The sequence below is a fragment of the Vibrio sp. 1078-1 genome (assembly GCF_033340475.1).
In genome coordinates, this window is the sequence record NZ_JAWOWM010000006.1 from 1 (window position 1) to 15,959 (window position 15,959).

Sequence of the window (15,959 nt, forward strand, 5' to 3'; positions counted from 1 at the left end):
TACGGCCAAGAGCAAGAAATCAACATCAGCGCAAAAGCGGGTGACGATATCGAAGAGCTTGCGACTTACATTAACGGCCAAACTGACCTAGTGAAAGCCTCTGTAGACCAAGACGGTAAACTGCAAATCTTCGCTGGCAACAACAAAGTTGAGGGCGAGGTCGAGTTTTCAGGCGGTCTATCTGGTGAACTAGGTTTGGGCGAAGGCAAAAAAGTAACGGTAGATACTATCGACGTAACCTCAGTTGGTGGCGCACAAGAATCTGTTGCTATCATCGATGCAGCACTGAAATACGTAGACAGCCACCGCGCAGAGCTAGGTGCATTCCAGAACCGTTTCAACCACGCAATCAGCAACTTGGACAACATTAACGAGAACGTGAATGCGTCGAAGAGCCGTATCAAAGATACAGATTTCGCGAAAGAAACGACGGCAATGACCAAGTCACAAATTCTATCGCAAGCGTCAAGCTCAATCCTTGCGCAAGCGAAACAAGCGCCAAACTCAGCGCTAAGTCTGCTAGGTTAATTTCAAACCTAAGACGAGAACCTCATTGGCTCGTGGTGAGAGATGAGCGAGTAAACCCAGCTTCGGCTGGGTTTTTTTCTGTCTTTTGGGGCCCCAGGATTTCTGCGAATCACGACATTAGAGCTTCATCACATTTCAGTAAGCCAAAGAAAATAATCGCAAAAAATTGAAAATTTCTTCTAAAGGATATTCATCGGTCGCCGTTAAAGGGACTGAGAGAAATGAGATGTACCTAAGTGAGGTGAGAGACACGACGGTACATTCACTAAAGCCTTAAGGAGATCAATTATGGCGATTAACGTTAATACTAACGTTTCTGCGATGACTGCACAGCGTTACCTAAACCAGGCAGCTGACGGTCAACAAAAATCAATGGAGCGTTTGTCTTCGGGTTATAAAATCAATAGCGCGAAAGACGATGCTGCAGGTCTACAGATTTCAAACCGCTTGAATGCACAAAGCCGTGGCCTAGACATGGCAGTGAAAAACGCAAACGACGGTATTTCTATTGCACAGGTTGCTGAAGGTGCAATGAATGAATCTACCAACATCCTACAACGTATGCGTGATCTTTCGCTTCAATCGGCGAACGGCTCTAACTCAAAAGCAGAACGTGTAGCGATCCAAGAAGAAGTAACAGCGCTAAACGACGAGCTAAACCGTATTGCTGAAACTACCTCTTTCGGTGGTAACAAGCTTCTAAACGGTACTTACGGTACTCAGTCTTTCCAAATCGGGGCGGACTCAGGTGAAGCAGTGATGCTTTCTATGGGTAACCTACGCTCAGACACTTCAGCAATGGGTGGTAAGAGCTACGCAGCAGAAGAGGGTAAAGACGCATCTTGGACTGTTGGTGAGAAAACAGAGTTCAAAATGAGCTACACCAACAAGCAGGGTGAAGAGAAAGAGCTATCAATCAGCGCTAAGCAAGGCGATGATATTGAACAGCTAGCGACATACATCAACGGTCAAAACGATGATGTAAAAGCCTCTGTTGGCGAAGATGGCAAACTACAAGTATTTGCTTCTTCTCAAAAAGTTGAAGGTGATGTTGAGTTTTCTGGCAACCTAGCAGACGAGATCGGCTTTGGTGGTCCGAAAGACGTAACAGTGAAAGACATCGACGTAACCACAGTAGCTGGCTCTCAAGAAGCAGTAGCGGTTATCGACGGCGCTCTTAAGTCCGTAGACAGCCAACGAGCTTCACTCGGTGCTTTCCAAAACCGCTTCAACCACGCAATCAGCAACCTAGACAACATTAACGAGAACGTTAACGCGTCTAAAAGCCGTATTAAAGATACTGATTACGCGAAGGAAACCACTGCGATGACTAAGTCGCAAATTCTTCAGCAAGCAAGTACTTCAATCCTGGCTCAAGCGAAGCAGTCTCCATCTGCAGCGCTAAGCTTGTTGGGCTAAGTGGTAAACCCAGCCTGAGGTCAACACCTTAGTGCTGGGGCACCAAAGCGATAGATTCTATCGTTAGCCCATAAGGTGGAAGGGAGATTGTAATGGATATATCCTCCTACGCATCGAACATCCAGCCTTACGGCACGCCAAATGGCACAAAGTTTGCAAATAAAAATGGCAATGATATAGGCACGTCTAGCCCAGCAAATTCAAATGGTGAGATTTCGCCGCAAAAAGCGAAAAACACCGAATACGACTTCTCTGTTCAAGCTGCGATCGAGATGGCTGAAAGTCGTCAAGAACTGAACAAAGAAGAACGTGAAAAATTGGTCGCACAAATGAATGAATTTGTAACGTCCATAAACAAAGGAGTCGCATTTCGAGTGGATGAAGAATCCGGACGAGATGTGGTGACGATTTATGAAGCCAATACCGGTGACGTGATTCGTCAAATTCCTGATGAAGAAATGCTAGTGGTATTGCGTCGCCTAGCTGAGCACACAGCCAACAGCGGGTTGTTGACTGAAAAAGTGTAAGTCGTTTTTAGAGGTGATTTGATGAGTTTAGGCCCTTTGGGGATGTCTGGCGGCATGGATATTAATTCCATGGTCAGCAAAATTGTGGATGCCGAACGCGTACCAAAGCAGCAACGCATCGACAACGAACGCACGACAATTAATGCCAGTATCAGTGCTTACGGGCGACTCAGAGAATCATTGGATACGATGAAAAATCTCATGGCGAACTTTCGTCAGGAGAAAGCATTTGCCGTTCGCACCGTCGAAACGACCAATGACAATATTGTATCTGCCACGGCAACCACAGATGCTATCGCTGGCAAATATGCTATCGATGTGTTGCAGCTTGCTCAGAGCCATAAAGTCGCTTCTGACGTATTGCCAGAAGACGCAAAATTTGGCCCTGGTAAGCTGCAGATTTCGCTTGGTGACGAGCGTTTTAATATCGATGTTCGTTCCCGATCTAAGCTCATCGATGTCGTACGCGGCATTAATGGCGCTAAAGATAACCCTGGCGTTCGTGCATCTCTTATTAACGACGTCGAAGGTCCACGCCTTATCCTTGCTTCTAACCTCTCTGGTAAGGATCATCAAATCAGAGTCAGTGTGGAGGCAGAAAAAGGCAACCCTCTTAAATATTTCGAATACCAAACACTTGAAGACCGCGTCAACGCGCTTGAAGAAGCTCGTTCAGCGGCGGAAGATGTCTTAGGTCCTCTTAAATTTCCGGAACAACCAGCAGAAGAGCTGGATGCAAACGGCAATCCTCTACCTCCAGAAGAGCAAAAAGCGGCAGACGATGTACAAGATGATGCATCGCAAGCGCCAATCTCTGCGGCGGGTGCAGAAGCAGCCAAAGCTGGTCAAGAAGCCATTGATGAAGCCAACCGACGCGCGAGTTTACGCCCTGAAGACAGAATTCCAGGGTGGACAGAAACTGCGTCAGGTACTTTGTTGGACTCTTATGAAGAACCAGAGCTCGAACTCGACGAAAAGGCAATAGAGAAGGCACCAGATGTACCAGGCTGGAATAATGCCGCATCGGGCACCCTAACCGATTCTTACGTTACGACGAAAGAGGCTAAGCAGCTTCTTGAGCAAGAAAAAGCGGAAATCGAGCAAAAAATTGCGAGTGAAAAGCAAGCGTTAGACGAAAAAGTGGCACGTGGTGAACTTTCCGAAGCGCAAGCTAAGCAAATTCATCGCGCTAAACTTGATCCTCAAGAACGTGAGCGTCTGGAAAAAATTGATGAAGCAGAAGCGAAAATCGCAAAGGCACAATCTGCTTTTGAACAATACCTTGGAATGACAGAAGTACAAGCAGGGCAAGATTCAGAAGTTCTGCTTGATGGCGTGGCAAAGCTATCTAGCCACAACAATGTGATTGAAGATGCGATCGAAGGTGTTGATTTAACACTAAAAGGCAAATCAGAACCGAATAAACCGCCTGCTGAAATTGGTGTCGAGTACGACCGTCAAAGTGTACGCAACGATATCGAAAACTTTGTGGCAGCGTATAACTCGTTTTATCAAACCTCCCAAGCGTTGGCGAGTGTGGATCCGGTAACTGGTCAAAAAGGGCCGTTGTCAGGTGACAGCACCGTACGCAGTGCAGATTCACGATTAAAATCGGTCTTTTCTACTCGAATCGATAAGGCGCCTGAAAACCTAAAGTCCTTAACAGAATTTGGCATTACGACCACACGTCAAGGCACCCTAGAAATCAACTATGACATGCTAGATCGCCAGTTGAACAATAACTTCAACGAGTTAGAAAAGTTCTTCGGTGGCAACACAGGTTTTGCTAAACGAGTAGAAGATGCGATTCACGGTATCACAGGTATTACAGGCAGTATTCGTACTCGAGAAAAAAGTCTCACAGAACAAAACTACCGTTTGAGTGACGATCAAGCGGCATTAGATCGCCGCATGGAAAGCCTAGAGAAGCGTACTCATGCGAAGTTTACCGCGATGCAAGATGCGACCGGTAAAATGCAAGGCCAGTTAGGCGCTTTGATGAGTGCGTTGGGTTAATAAATGCAAAAAGAACTCATGGAAATTAGTGATATAGATCAACTAATTACGCAAGAATTAGAAAAAATTGATTTTAATGCTGAAGAAATTCTTCGCTTGGTCGATATCAGGGAACGGTTATTGCAAAACCTGTTACCAATTATTCATCAAAATCCTTTGGTTAAGCAGGATGCAGAGTGGCAAGCATTGCTAACTCGTACCAAAAGAATTGTCGAGCTGATGCAATCGGAAACGTCAAAGGTCGGAAAAGAGCTCCATAAGTTTCGTTATGGCCAGCGTTCACTTCAGCAGTACAAAAAATTTATTTAAAAGAGGATTACTATGCGCGGTTCTTTGCAAGCATACAAAAAGGTATCAGTCGACAGCCAGCTTAGCGCGGCTTCTCCGCACAAAGTCATTCAAATGCTTATGGCTGGTGCGATTGAGCGCCTTATTCAAGGTAAAGCAGCCATGCAAGCAGGCAATATTCCAGCAAAAGGTGAGCGCTTGGGTAAAGCGTTAGACATCATTATCGCGCTACGCAGCTGTCTATCTATGGATGACGGTGGTGATATTGCTTCAAACTTAGATTCACTGTATGAGTTTATGATCACGCAAATTTCTGCTGCTAACCATCAAAATGAGCCTCAGCTGATCGACGACGTTATCGACATTATCCGTGAGATCAAGTCCGCTTGGGACCAAATCCCAACAGAGTTTCATAATCTTACCGCTGCTGAAGTTGGTATTTAATAGTCAAAACAATGCGTTAAGATACTAGACGAATATATTTGTCAATTGCGCAACGAGTTGTGTAGCAAAGTTTCTATCAAGCTCACACCTCTCCATTGCTTGGTTGCCTTATTTTTATATTCAAATAAAATAGAAGCCATTAGTAGCCCTAATGGCTTTTTTGTTGCTGATTTTCCTATTTTGTCTATCGTAAATTGAGTGTGGTGGTTCTGCCTTCTTTAGCACCCAATTGCGCAAATCAAGGTTTGGCCGCAACGCACCTAAAATAAAGGCAATCATTCTTACTTATGCATGGTTTGGCAAAGCTGCTTGTAATTGATGATGACGCATCAAGTCGTTTAAATTTAAGCAATATATTGGAATTTGTTGGAGAAAATTGCGAAGCGGTCAGTTCTGATCAGCTCAGCGTTGTTGATTGGTCTAGCGTATGGTCGTGCTGTATTGTTGGTAATATTCCAGCAGGTCAAGCGGCGAGTACGGTTATCTCTCATTTAAACAGCGCTTACCACATCCCTCTTCTAGTCATGGGCCGTTTTCCTTTGCCTGTTGATGATCTTCCAAATTTTGTTGGTGAACTAGAGCTGCCGCTTAATTACCCACAGCTTAGTGAAGCGTTACGCCACTGCAAAGATTTTCTGGGGCGAAAAGGAGTGAATGTTGTTGCTAGTGCACGCAAAAACACGCTTTTTCGCAGCTTAGTTGGTCAAAGTAGAGGTATTCAAGAAGTTCGACACCTGATTGAGCAAGTATCAAACACGGAAGCAAACGTGTTGATCTTAGGTGAGTCCGGTACAGGTAAAGAAGTTGTTGCGCGTAACATCCACTATCACTCTTCATACCGCGATGGCGCATTTGTACCTATTAACTGTGGTGCAATACCGCCTGAGCTCCTAGAAAGCGAATTATTTGGTCACGAAAAAGGCGCGTTTACTGGTGCGTTAACTGCCCGTAAAGGTCGATTTGAGCTCGCAGACGGTGGCACGATCTTTCTTGATGAGATTGGCGATATGCCAATGTCGATGCAAGTAAAGTTGCTTCGTGTATTGCAAGAACGCTGCTTTGAACGTGTAGGTGGCAATAGTACCATCAAGGTAAATGTTCGAGTTGTGGCGGCGACACACCGTAATCTAGAAAATATGATTGAAGAAGGTACGTTCCGAGAAGACTTGTTCTATCGTCTGAACGTGTTTCCAATTGAGATGCCAGCGCTGAAAGAGCGCAAACAAGATATACCATTGCTGCTGCAAGAACTGATGACACGTTTAGAGGCGGAGGGCGGACAACCTATCTGCTTTACACCTCGTGCAATCAACTCACTGATGGAGCATAACTGGCCGGGCAACGTACGCGAGTTGGCTAATCTTGTTGAGCGAATGATTATTCTGTATCCAAATAGCTTGGTGGATGTAAACCATCTACCAACCAAATATCGCTACAGTGACATCCCAGAGTTCCAACCAGAGAGCAACCCATTTGTTTCGGTGGAAGAGCAAGAGCGTGATGTATTCCAAGATATCTTCTCTGAAGATTTTAGCTTTGAAGATCAAGACGACCTTGATCACAGCATGAACGCCCCGCAAGCGCTGCCACCGGAAGGGGTTAATTTGAAAGAGCTGCTGGCTGATTTAGAAGTTAATATGATCAGCCAAGCATTAGAAGCGCAGGGTGGCGTTGTAGCAAGAGCGGCCGACATGCTGGGTATGCGACGTACTACGCTGGTGGAAAAAATGCGTAAGTACAACTTACAGCGCTAGGTAAAGTGAAGTTTTAAGACGATATCTGAATAATCACTTGGGCTGGTTAACATCGTTTTTCTGGCATCCAAAACCGTTATCTCTGAGTGTCAACTTATTGTCGATAGCTTAACGTCCTGATAAATATAGAAAATAGCTTGGTATGCTAATTGCTTACCAAGCTATTTTAGTTTTAGCGGCGATATTTCGACAGGCAGTAATGGATAACAACACCAATCAATCCCATTTAGATTCCGTAGAGAATCAGGTTGAGCGCTACAAACAGGTGCTCGATGTGATGCCTGCTGGAGTGATTTTGCTCGATACGTACGGAGTAGTGCGTGAAGCAAATCCAGAAGCGCACCGAATTCTTGAGATTCCACTGGTTAACGAAAAATGGTTCAACGTTATCCAGGCGGTGTTTGACCCACGTGAAGATGATGGCCACGAAGTTTCATTACGTAATGGCCGTAAAGTTCGACTCGCCATCTCGGCGTCCACAACAGGTCAATTGATCCTGATTACCGATTTAACCGAAACCCGTTTACTTCAAGCTCGTGTCAGTGATTTACAGCGCTTATCGTCGTTAGGACGTATGGTTGCGTCGCTTGCTCACCAAGTAAGAACGCCGCTGTCGAGCGCTATGTTATATGCATCCAATTTGGGAGCGCCAAATCTTCCTCCAGCGACAAAAGATCGCTTCCAAACCAAATTAATGGATCGACTGCACGATTTGGAAAAGCAGGTTAATGATATGCTGCTTTTTGCTAAAGGTGGTGATAATAAAGTCATTAAGCCATTCACGATTGCCCAGTTGGTAGCGGAATATCAGCCGATGGTCGAAACCGCGCTAAAAAACAACAGTATTGATTACTGCCTAGAAGTGGAAGAAGAACAAACTGAGCTACTAGGCAATGCGAACGCCATTGCATCCGCATTAAGTAATCTGGTCATGAATGCGATTCAAATGTCTGGTAAAGAATCGCAAGTCGATATTTTTTTCCGCCCGGTAAATGGTGAGTTACGCATTTCTGTGCAAGACAGCGGACCGGGAGTGCCCGAAGAACTGCAAGCCAAAATCATGGAGCCATTTTTTACCACACGTTCTCAAGGAACTGGATTAGGGTTGGCAGTTGTTCAAATGGTTTGCCGTGCCCATGACGGTCGATTGGAACTTATTTCAGAGCAGGGTGATGGAGCCTGCTTCACCATGTGCATTCCGCTAGAGCGAGTGCAAACAGAAGCGCAATAAGCGGCTTTTGGTAATAACAATTTCTGGAGAATCATAATGGCGCAAAGCAAAGTGCTGATCGTAGAAGACGATGAAGGTCTTCGTGAAGCCCTAGTCGATACTCTGGCTCTGGCAGGGTATGAGTGGTTGGAAGCGGACTGTGCTGAAGATGCACTTTTAAAGCTGAAATCGAATACGGTTGATATCGTCGTTTCTGATGTGCAAATGGCGGGTATGGGTGGTTTAGCTCTGCTCAAAAGCATCAAGCAGAATTGGCCTAACTTACCAGTATTGCTAATGACGGCGTACGCCAATATTGAAGATGCCGTGTCGGCAATGAAAGACGGCGCGATTGACTACATGGCGAAACCATTTGCACCAGAAGTATTGCTGAACATGGTCAGTCGATATGCACCGATCAAAAGCGATGACAATGGTGACGCGGTCGTGGCAGATGAAAAAAGTCTGCGTCTACTTGCGTTGGCCGATAAAGTGGCACGTACAGATGCGAATGTTATGGTGCTAGGTCCTAGTGGCTCAGGTAAAGAAGTGATGTCGCGCTATATTCACAACGCGTCAAATCGTAAAAATGGTCCTTTTGTCGCAATTAACTGTGCTGCGATTCCTGACAATATGCTCGAAGCAACACTGTTTGGCTATGAAAAGGGCGCATTTACTGGTGCTGTTCAGGCATGCCCAGGAAAGTTCGAACAAGCACAAGGTGGCACAATCTTACTTGATGAAATCAGCGAAATGGACCTGAACCTGCAAGCGAAGTTGTTGCGTGTTTTGCAAGAGCGAGAAGTAGAGCGCCTAGGCAGTCGCAAAAGCATCAAGTTAGATGTTCGTGTGTTAGCGACGAGTAACCGTGATCTTAAGCAATACGTGTCAGAAGGAAACTTCAGAGAGGACTTATATTACCGCCTGAATGTATTCCCAATTGCGTGGCCTGCACTTAAAGAACGTAAAGGCGATATTGCACCGCTTGCCAAGCATCTTGCTGAGCGTCATTGCAGCAAAATGGGCATGCCAGTGCCTCAATTCTCGACCGTTGCGTTAGAAAAACTATTGCAATACCCTTGGCCGGGTAATGTTCGTGAATTGGATAACGTGGTTCAACGAGCGCTGATATTAAGTGAAAATGGCGACATCGATGCAGAGCACATTTTGCTCGAGGGCGTAGACTGGCAAGATGCCAATAGCTTGCAACACGTGGTGCAAAATGCAGATATGGTCGTGCCCAATGTTAAGCCAGTTGCTCAAGCTGAGAGTGTCAGCCGCCCAGTAACTGGTGGAGAAGGCTTAGGCAGCGAGCTGCGCGATCAAGAATACGCCATTATTTTGGAGACTTTGGTTGAGTGTAATGGTCGACGCAAAGAAATGGCGGAGAAACTGGGTATAAGCCCTCGAACCTTGCGCTATAAGCTTGCCAAAATGCGTGATGCTGGTATAGATATCCCGAATTAACACAGACCACGGCCATAAGACAAAAAGTGTAAGTGAATTGATTGCTAATGTCTTATGGCACGTTAATTGCTGTGTCAATAATCAGTTTTGTTAATAGTCAATCTTTTGGCTTAGAGGTGCTAATGAAAATTGATGGTATTCAGGCAGAAATGCGCGCCATGATGGTAGAAGCAACCAATACGGCTCCTACTGCAAGTGGGGCGAAAGTTGGAGCAGATTTTAACGATCTCCTAACTAAAGCCATCAATAACGTGAACACACTTCAAAAAGCATCTGGTGATTTACAAACCCGTTTTGATCGTGGTGATGCCGATGTATCCCTTTCTGACGTTATGATCGCTCGTAACAAGTCTAGTGTCGCTTTTGATGCGACGGTTCAAATTCGCAATAAACTCGTTGAGGCATATAAAGACCTCATGAACATGCCAGTGTAATTTAGGTAATAAGTGTGGCAGACAAGTCTACAGATTTAACCGTCACTGAAGGCGGCTCAGATGGTGCACTGGTAGCAAGTTCCGATGTGGATGTGGAGAGTCAAAATCCAGATCTAGAGGAGCGCAGTGCGTCAAAATTCGATATGGCAGTGGGCGACCTCGATTTACTTCGTCAGGTTGTGCTTGTGCTGTCGATATCCATCTGTGTTGCATTGATCGTGATGCTGTTCTTTTGGGTCAAAGAACCGGAGATGCGCCCACTTGGTGCGTATGAGACCGAAGAATTGATCCCCGTTCTGGATTATCTGGACCAGCAGAAAATCAATTATAAGCTTGATGGTAATACTGTTTCTGTTGAATCGAGTGAGTACAACTCGATCAAACTTGGCATGGTTCGTTCCGGCGTTAACCAAGCTACAGAAGCGGGCGATGATATTTTGCTGCAAGACATGGGTTTTGGTGTTTCACAACGTCTCGAGCAAGAGCGTCTCAAACTCAGTCGAGAGCGCCAATTGGCTCAAGCAATTGAAGAAATGAAGCAAGTTCGCAAAGCACGAGTGTTATTGGCACTGCCAAAGCACAGCGTGTTTGTGCGTCATAACCAAGAAGCTTCTGCGTCGGTATTTTTGACATTGTCGACAGGCACGAACCTTAAGCAGCAAGAAGTGGATTCTATTGTCGACATGGTAGCGAGTGCCGTGCCGGGAATGAAAACTTCTCGAATTACCGTCACAGATCAGCATGGCCGCTTACTCAGCTCAGGCTCCCAAGATCCTGCTTCTGCGGCGCGACGCAAAGAACAAGAATTAGAACGCAGCCAAGAGCAAGCGCTGCGCGAAAAAATTGATTCCGTACTATTACCGATTTTAGGTTATGGCAACTATACGGCGCAGGTTGATATACAAATGGATTTCAGTGCGGTTGAACAAACTCGCAAACGCTTTGATCCGAACACCCCTGCGACCCGCAGTGAGTACGCACTCGAAGATTACAATAACGGTAACATGGTAGCGGGTATTCCGGGTGCGTTGAGTAATCAGCCTCCAGCGGATGCCTCAATTCCGCAAGATGTGGCTCAAATGAAAGATGGTTCTGTCATGGGGCAGGGGTCAGTTCGTAAAGAGTCCACGCGTAACTTTGAGCTAGATACCACCATCAGCCACGAGCGAAAGCAGACTGGGACGGTGGCTCGTCAGACCGTTTCTGTTGCGATTAAAGACCGTCGTCAAGTTAACCCTGATACGGGTGAAGTGACTTATACCCCAATGTCCGAATCTGAAATCAATGCCATTCGCCAAGTATTAATTGGTACTGTTGGCTTTGATCAAGGCCGTGGCGATTTGCTGAATGTATTGAGTGTAAAGTTTGCTGAGCCAGAGGCTGAGCAGCTAGAAGAACCACCAATTTGGGAGCACCCTAACTTCAGTGATTGGGTTCGTTGGTTCGCAAGTGCATTAGTGATTATTGTGGTTGTGTTGGTTCTGGTTCGCCCAGCAATGAAGAAATTGCTTAACCCTACCAGCGATGATGAAGACGAAATGTACGGACCAGACGGCTTGCCGATTGGTGCGGATGGTGAAACTAGCTTGATTGGCAGTGACATCGAAAGCAGCGAACTGTTCGAGTTTGGCTCAAGTATTGATTTGCCAAACCTTCATAAAGATGAAGATGTATTGAAAGCGGTTCGCGCTCTGGTTGCGAATGAACCTGAACTGGCTGCTCAAGTAGTGAAAAACTGGATGAATGACAATGGCTAACGATATCGTACCTCAAGATGACAACGCCGCGGGAATGCCAGTAGAGCTGGATGTTTCAACCATTACCGGCGAAGAAAAAGCGGCAATTTTACTACTGAGCCTTAATGAACAAGATGCAGCTGGCATTATCCGTCACCTAGAACCAAAACAGGTTCAGCGTGTTGGTAGTGCGATGGCTCGCGCGAAGGATCTCAGCCAAGACAAGGTATCTGCTGTTCATCGTGCGTTTTTGGAGGATATCCAGAAATACACCAACATTGGTATGGGCAGCGAAGACTTTATGCGTAATGCACTGGTTGCCGCTCTTGGTGAAGACAAAGCCAACAACTTAGTTGACCAGATCCTACTTGGTACGGGCTCAAAAGGTTTGGATTCTTTGAAATGGATGGACCCACGCCAAGTGGCGAGCATTATTGTCAATGAACACCCACAGATTCAAACTATCGTACTGTCTTATTTAGAAGCAGACCAATCTGCAGAGATTTTGTCTCAGTTCCCTGAGCGCGTGCGTTTGGATCTGATGATGCGTATTGCCAACCTTGAAGAAGTTCAGCCATCAGCATTGGCAGAGCTGAACGAAATCATGGAGAAACAGTTCGCGGGTCAAGCGGGTGCACAAGCAGCCAAAATTGGCGGCCTGAAAGCAGCAGCGGAGATCATGAACTACCTAGACAACAACGTCGAAGGTTTGTTGATGGAACAAATTCGCGATCAGGACGAAGACATGGCGACGCAAATCCAAGACCTAATGTTTGTCTTCGAAAACTTAGTCGAAGTGGACGACCAAGGTATTCAGAAGTTGCTGCGTGACGTACCACAAGACGTGTTGCAAAAAGCACTCAAAGGTGCAGATGACTCGTTACGTGAGAAAGTCTTCAAGAACATGTCTAAACGTGCTGCTGATATGATGCGTGATGATATAGAAGCGATGCCGCCAGTACGAGTGGCAGATGTAGAAGCCGCTCAGAAAGAAATCTTAGCAATTGCCCGTCGAATGGCGGATGCTGGTGAGCTCATGTTGTCTGGCGGTGCTGACGAATTCTTATAATTTCTATTGCTTCGCAATTATCCTATTGCGGAGCACCCTCACTTCTTAATCGAACACACAATAGGTAACCCATGGCTGGCGATAGAAAACGTGGATTTATCCGTCCTGATGAAGATGATTCGATGATCGAACCTCAACGTTGGGGGCTGCCTGATTATGGCGAGCCTAAAGCCAAACAAGCAAAACAAACCGCGTTCAACTATGACCCGGGATGGGTGCCGAATTTTGATGAGCCTGAAGAAGAGCAGCCACTTGCGCTAACCGAAGAGCAAATTGAACTGATTAAGCAAGGCGCTTATCAAGAAGGCTTACATCAAGGTCAGGAAGCTGGCTTTAAGCAAGGTTACGACAAAGGTAAAGAAGAAGGGTTGCAAGCCGGCCATGCTGAAGGTCTCGAGCTCGGAAAAGCTGAAGGGGTAACTGCAGGGCAAGAATACATTCAGCAGCAAGTTGAAACCTTTATGAACTTGGCCAATCAGTTTGCTCAACCTTTGGAGTTGATGAATGCTCAGGTTGAAAAGCAGCTGGTGGATATGGTGCTCTGTTTAGTTAAAGAAGTGGTGCACGTTGAAGTACAAACCAACCCTCAAATTATTTTAGATACGGTGAAGCAGTCGGTCGAAGCGCTACCAATATCAGGCCACCCTATTACCTTGCACCTGAATCCAGAAGATGTCGCGATTATTCGTTCAGCTTATGGTGAAGAAGACCTTAATTGTCGCAACTGGACGTTAGTTGCTGAGCCATCGCTCAATCGAGGTGACGTCCAGATTGAAGCCGGTGAATCAAGCATTAATTATCGCATGGAAGAACGCGTCAAAAGCGTATTGCACAGCTTTTGTGGCGCAAACCGTCATCAAGAGGGTGAGTAATCCATGCAAGCACTCGCTGACCGCTTAAAAAGCTACAAAGTTGAAGGCCTTACGACGCGCCCTGTCGCCTCTGGCAAACTGGTGCGTGTGGTTGGGTTAACGTTGGAAGCAACCGGCTGTCGCGCACCAATTGGCAGTTTATGCTTAGTGGAAACCATGTCAGGTCAGATGGAAGCCGAGGTTGTCGGCTTTTCAGGTGACAACCTATTTTTAATGCCAAGCGAACAAATTACGGGCATTTTACCTGGCGCGAGAGTCACCCCTTTAACCAGTGACGCTGGTTTGCCTGTCGGCATGGAGTTACTTGGGCGCGTGATAGACGGGGTTGGGAATCCACTTGATGGACTTGGCCCTTTGTATACCGATCACCGTGCCTCTTTTAATGCCGAGCCGATCAACCCGTTGGCTCGAAAACCAATTTCTGAACCGCTCGATGTTGGCCTAAAAGCCATCAATGGTTTGTTGACGGTTGGTAAAGGTCAGCGTATCGGTCTGTTTGCAGGTTCTGGTGTGGGTAAATCGGTCACGCTTGGCATGATGACGCGAGGCACCACCGCACAGGTTGTGGTCGTCGGCCTGATAGGTGAGCGTGGACGTGAAGTTAAAGAGTTCATCGAAGAGATCTTGGGTGAGGACGGTCGTCGCCGCTCAGTGGTGGTCGCGGCGCCTGCCGATGCTTCACCTCTAATGCGCTTAAAGGGGTGCCAAACGGCATTAACGATTGCTGAATACTTCAGGGACCAAGGGTTAGATGTTCTGCTATTGATGGATTCGTTGACTCGTTTTGCACAAGCACAGCGTGAAATCGCACTTTCTGTTGGTGAGCCGCCAGCGACGAAAGGTTACCCGCCTTCTGTATTTGCCAAGCTGCCAGCGCTGGTTGAGCGAGCGGGTAATGGAAGTGCCGAGCAAGGCTCGATTACGGCGTTCTTTACCGTGTTGACCGAAGGGGATGATTTGCAAGATCCGATAGCGGACGCATCGCGAGCCATTCTTGATGGCCATATTGTACTTTCTCGTGAAATGGCGGATGCAGGCCATTATCCGGCGATTGATGTCGAGAAGTCGGTGAGCCGTGTTATGCCGCAAATCACGACCGAAGAGCACGTTCTGATGTCAAAAGCGGTGCGACAGGTCTTGTCTATTTGTCGCAAGAATCAAGATTTGGTCTCGATTGGAGCGTACAAACCGGGTACCGATCCTGCTATTGATGGCGCATTTACTTTGAAACCGAAGTTAGACGAATACTTGCAGCAGAGCATGAAAGAATCGGTGCCATACGATATGTGCGTCAATATGCTTAGAAACATTTTGGGTGGGTGATAGCGCATGAATAATGCGATGGAGTTTCTACTTGAGCAAACTAAGGATCGTGAAGACCAAGCTGTGCTTGCACTGAACAAAGCGCGTTCTGAACTCGAAGATTATTACCGTCAGGTTGAACAAATTGAAAAGTATCGGCTTGATTATTGCCAGCAACTCGTCGACCGTGGTCAGGCGGGCCTAACGGCAAGTCAATATGGACACTTAAATCGATTCCTTACCCAGCTAGATGAAACTTTATCTAAGCAAAAGCAAGCAGAAAGTCATTTCAAAGAGCAGGTTGAAAACTGTAAAGAATATTGGTTAACCGTGCGTAAAGAACGCAAATCCTATGAGTGGATGATAGACAAACGCGAAAAAGAGAAACAACTTGCTGAAGCTAAGCGCGAACAAAAGCAAATGGACGAGTTTTCCACCTTACTTTACAGTCGAAAACCACATCGTTTCTAAACGTTATCGGTTCGATATTGCATTACGGTGTTGCAGCTGACTACATCTCTACCGATTCAAGTAAGGTAACTTTGATTGAGTCTTGTTCAATTAACTCAAACACCTTCGGTCGAATCTCGCGAACCCACCACTCGTTGTATGTTTTTTCGTAGAGAGCCTGGCGTGCTTGTTCATTGTCGAACTCTCTAAGCCAAACAAAATAGTCATGTCCATCATCACCAGTGTGGACGTAAGTATTCAGTACACGCATGCCTTGTGAACGTTGATAGGGCAACAGTTCTTCCTTCATCCAACTTAGCCACTGTTCTGTTTTGCCTGCTCTGATTCTATATTGGCGTAATTCTGTGATCTTCAAAGTGATTCCTTAATTGTTAAGTCAAATGTCTGTTTACGCTTATCGTTTTTCAAAGTCAATCAAGTAG

At 46.2% G+C, this 15,959-nt stretch carries 16 protein-coding genes; 15 read left to right on the plus strand and 1 reads right to left on the minus strand.

Going from position 1 to position 15,959, the window contains the following annotated elements:
* From R7190_RS13410 to fliJ, 15 genes are all read left to right on the plus strand, one after another.
* A partial coding sequence (locus R7190_RS13410) for a flagellin (protein ID WP_206946719.1) occupies positions 1-528 on the plus strand: 528 nt, incomplete at its 5' end.
* 288 nt (positions 529-816) lie between these two features.
* Entirely contained in the window at positions 817-1,947 is a 1,131-nt protein-coding gene (locus R7190_RS13415; RefSeq protein ID WP_005380449.1) for a flagellin, read from the plus strand.
* A 92-nt stretch (positions 1,948-2,039) separates the two neighbouring features.
* Positions 2,040-2,474: a flagellar protein FlaG gene (flaG, locus tag R7190_RS13420; RefSeq protein WP_005384493.1), complete on the plus strand. Its 435-nt coding sequence runs from the start codon at positions 2,040-2,042 to the stop codon at positions 2,472-2,474.
* Positions 2,475-2,495: 21 nt separating this feature from the next.
* A complete protein-coding gene (gene fliD / locus R7190_RS13425) occupies positions 2,496-4,490 on the plus strand; it encodes a flagellar filament capping protein FliD (protein ID WP_005384492.1) in 1,995 nt (664 codons plus the stop codon).
* A 3-nt stretch (positions 4,491-4,493) separates the two neighbouring features.
* On the plus strand, positions 4,494-4,799 hold the full coding sequence (locus R7190_RS13430) for a flagellar protein FliT (protein WP_005380456.1): 306 nt from the start codon (positions 4,494-4,496) through the stop codon (positions 4,797-4,799).
* Between the two features lie 12 nt (positions 4,800-4,811).
* Positions 4,812-5,222 carry a flagellar export chaperone FliS gene (fliS, locus tag R7190_RS13435; RefSeq protein WP_005380457.1) on the plus strand — a complete coding sequence of 137 codons (411 nt, stop codon included), beginning with the start codon at positions 4,812-4,814 and terminating at the stop codon, positions 5,220-5,222.
* Positions 5,223-5,509: 287 nt separating this feature from the next.
* Positions 5,510-6,976 (plus strand): sigma-54 dependent transcriptional regulator, encoded by a 1,467-nt coding sequence (locus tag R7190_RS13440; protein WP_053304424.1) that lies wholly within the window; start codon positions 5,510-5,512, stop codon positions 6,974-6,976.
* 199 nt (positions 6,977-7,175) lie between these two features.
* Positions 7,176-8,207 (plus strand): sensor histidine kinase, encoded by a 1,032-nt coding sequence (locus R7190_RS13445; protein ID WP_005380459.1) that lies wholly within the window; start codon positions 7,176-7,178, stop codon positions 8,205-8,207.
* A gap of 36 nt (positions 8,208-8,243) precedes the next feature.
* A complete protein-coding gene (locus tag R7190_RS13450) occupies positions 8,244-9,653 on the plus strand; it encodes a sigma-54-dependent transcriptional regulator (RefSeq protein WP_053349543.1) in 1,410 nt (469 codons plus the stop codon).
* 122 nt (positions 9,654-9,775) lie between these two features.
* Positions 9,776-10,087, plus strand: coding sequence for a flagellar hook-basal body complex protein FliE (gene fliE, locus R7190_RS13455; protein WP_005384482.1), 312 nt, complete (start codon positions 9,776-9,778; stop codon positions 10,085-10,087).
* Positions 10,088-10,101: 14 nt separating this feature from the next.
* Complete coding sequence (gene fliF / locus R7190_RS13460; protein WP_005380462.1) at positions 10,102-11,844, plus strand: flagellar basal-body MS-ring/collar protein FliF; 1,743 nt, start codon at positions 10,102-10,104, stop codon at positions 11,842-11,844.
* Complete coding sequence (gene fliG, locus R7190_RS13465; RefSeq protein ID WP_005380470.1) at positions 11,837-12,892, plus strand: flagellar motor switch protein FliG; 1,056 nt, start codon at positions 11,837-11,839, stop codon at positions 12,890-12,892. Before fliF ends, fliG begins: the two co-directional genes overlap by 8 nt.
* 71 nt (positions 12,893-12,963) lie before the next feature.
* Positions 12,964-13,764, plus strand: a complete 801-nt coding sequence (fliH, locus tag R7190_RS13470) for a flagellar assembly protein FliH (RefSeq protein ID WP_005394317.1) — start codon at positions 12,964-12,966, stop codon at positions 13,762-13,764.
* A 3-nt stretch (positions 13,765-13,767) separates the two neighbouring features.
* Entirely contained in the window at positions 13,768-15,087 is a 1,320-nt protein-coding gene (gene fliI, locus R7190_RS13475; protein ID WP_005384474.1) for a flagellar protein export ATPase FliI, read from the plus strand.
* A gap of 6 nt (positions 15,088-15,093) precedes the next feature.
* Positions 15,094-15,537: a flagellar export protein FliJ gene (gene fliJ / locus R7190_RS13480; RefSeq protein ID WP_005380474.1), complete on the plus strand. Its 444-nt coding sequence runs from the start codon at positions 15,094-15,096 to the stop codon at positions 15,535-15,537.
* 40 nt (positions 15,538-15,577) lie between these two features.
* On the opposite strand, the gene R7190_RS13485 is transcribed toward fliJ, so the two are convergent.
* On the minus strand, positions 15,578-15,892 hold the full coding sequence (locus tag R7190_RS13485) for an NIPSNAP family protein (RefSeq protein WP_005380475.1): 315 nt from the start codon (positions 15,890-15,892) through the stop codon (positions 15,578-15,580).
* Positions 15,893-15,959: the final 67 nt, after the last annotated feature.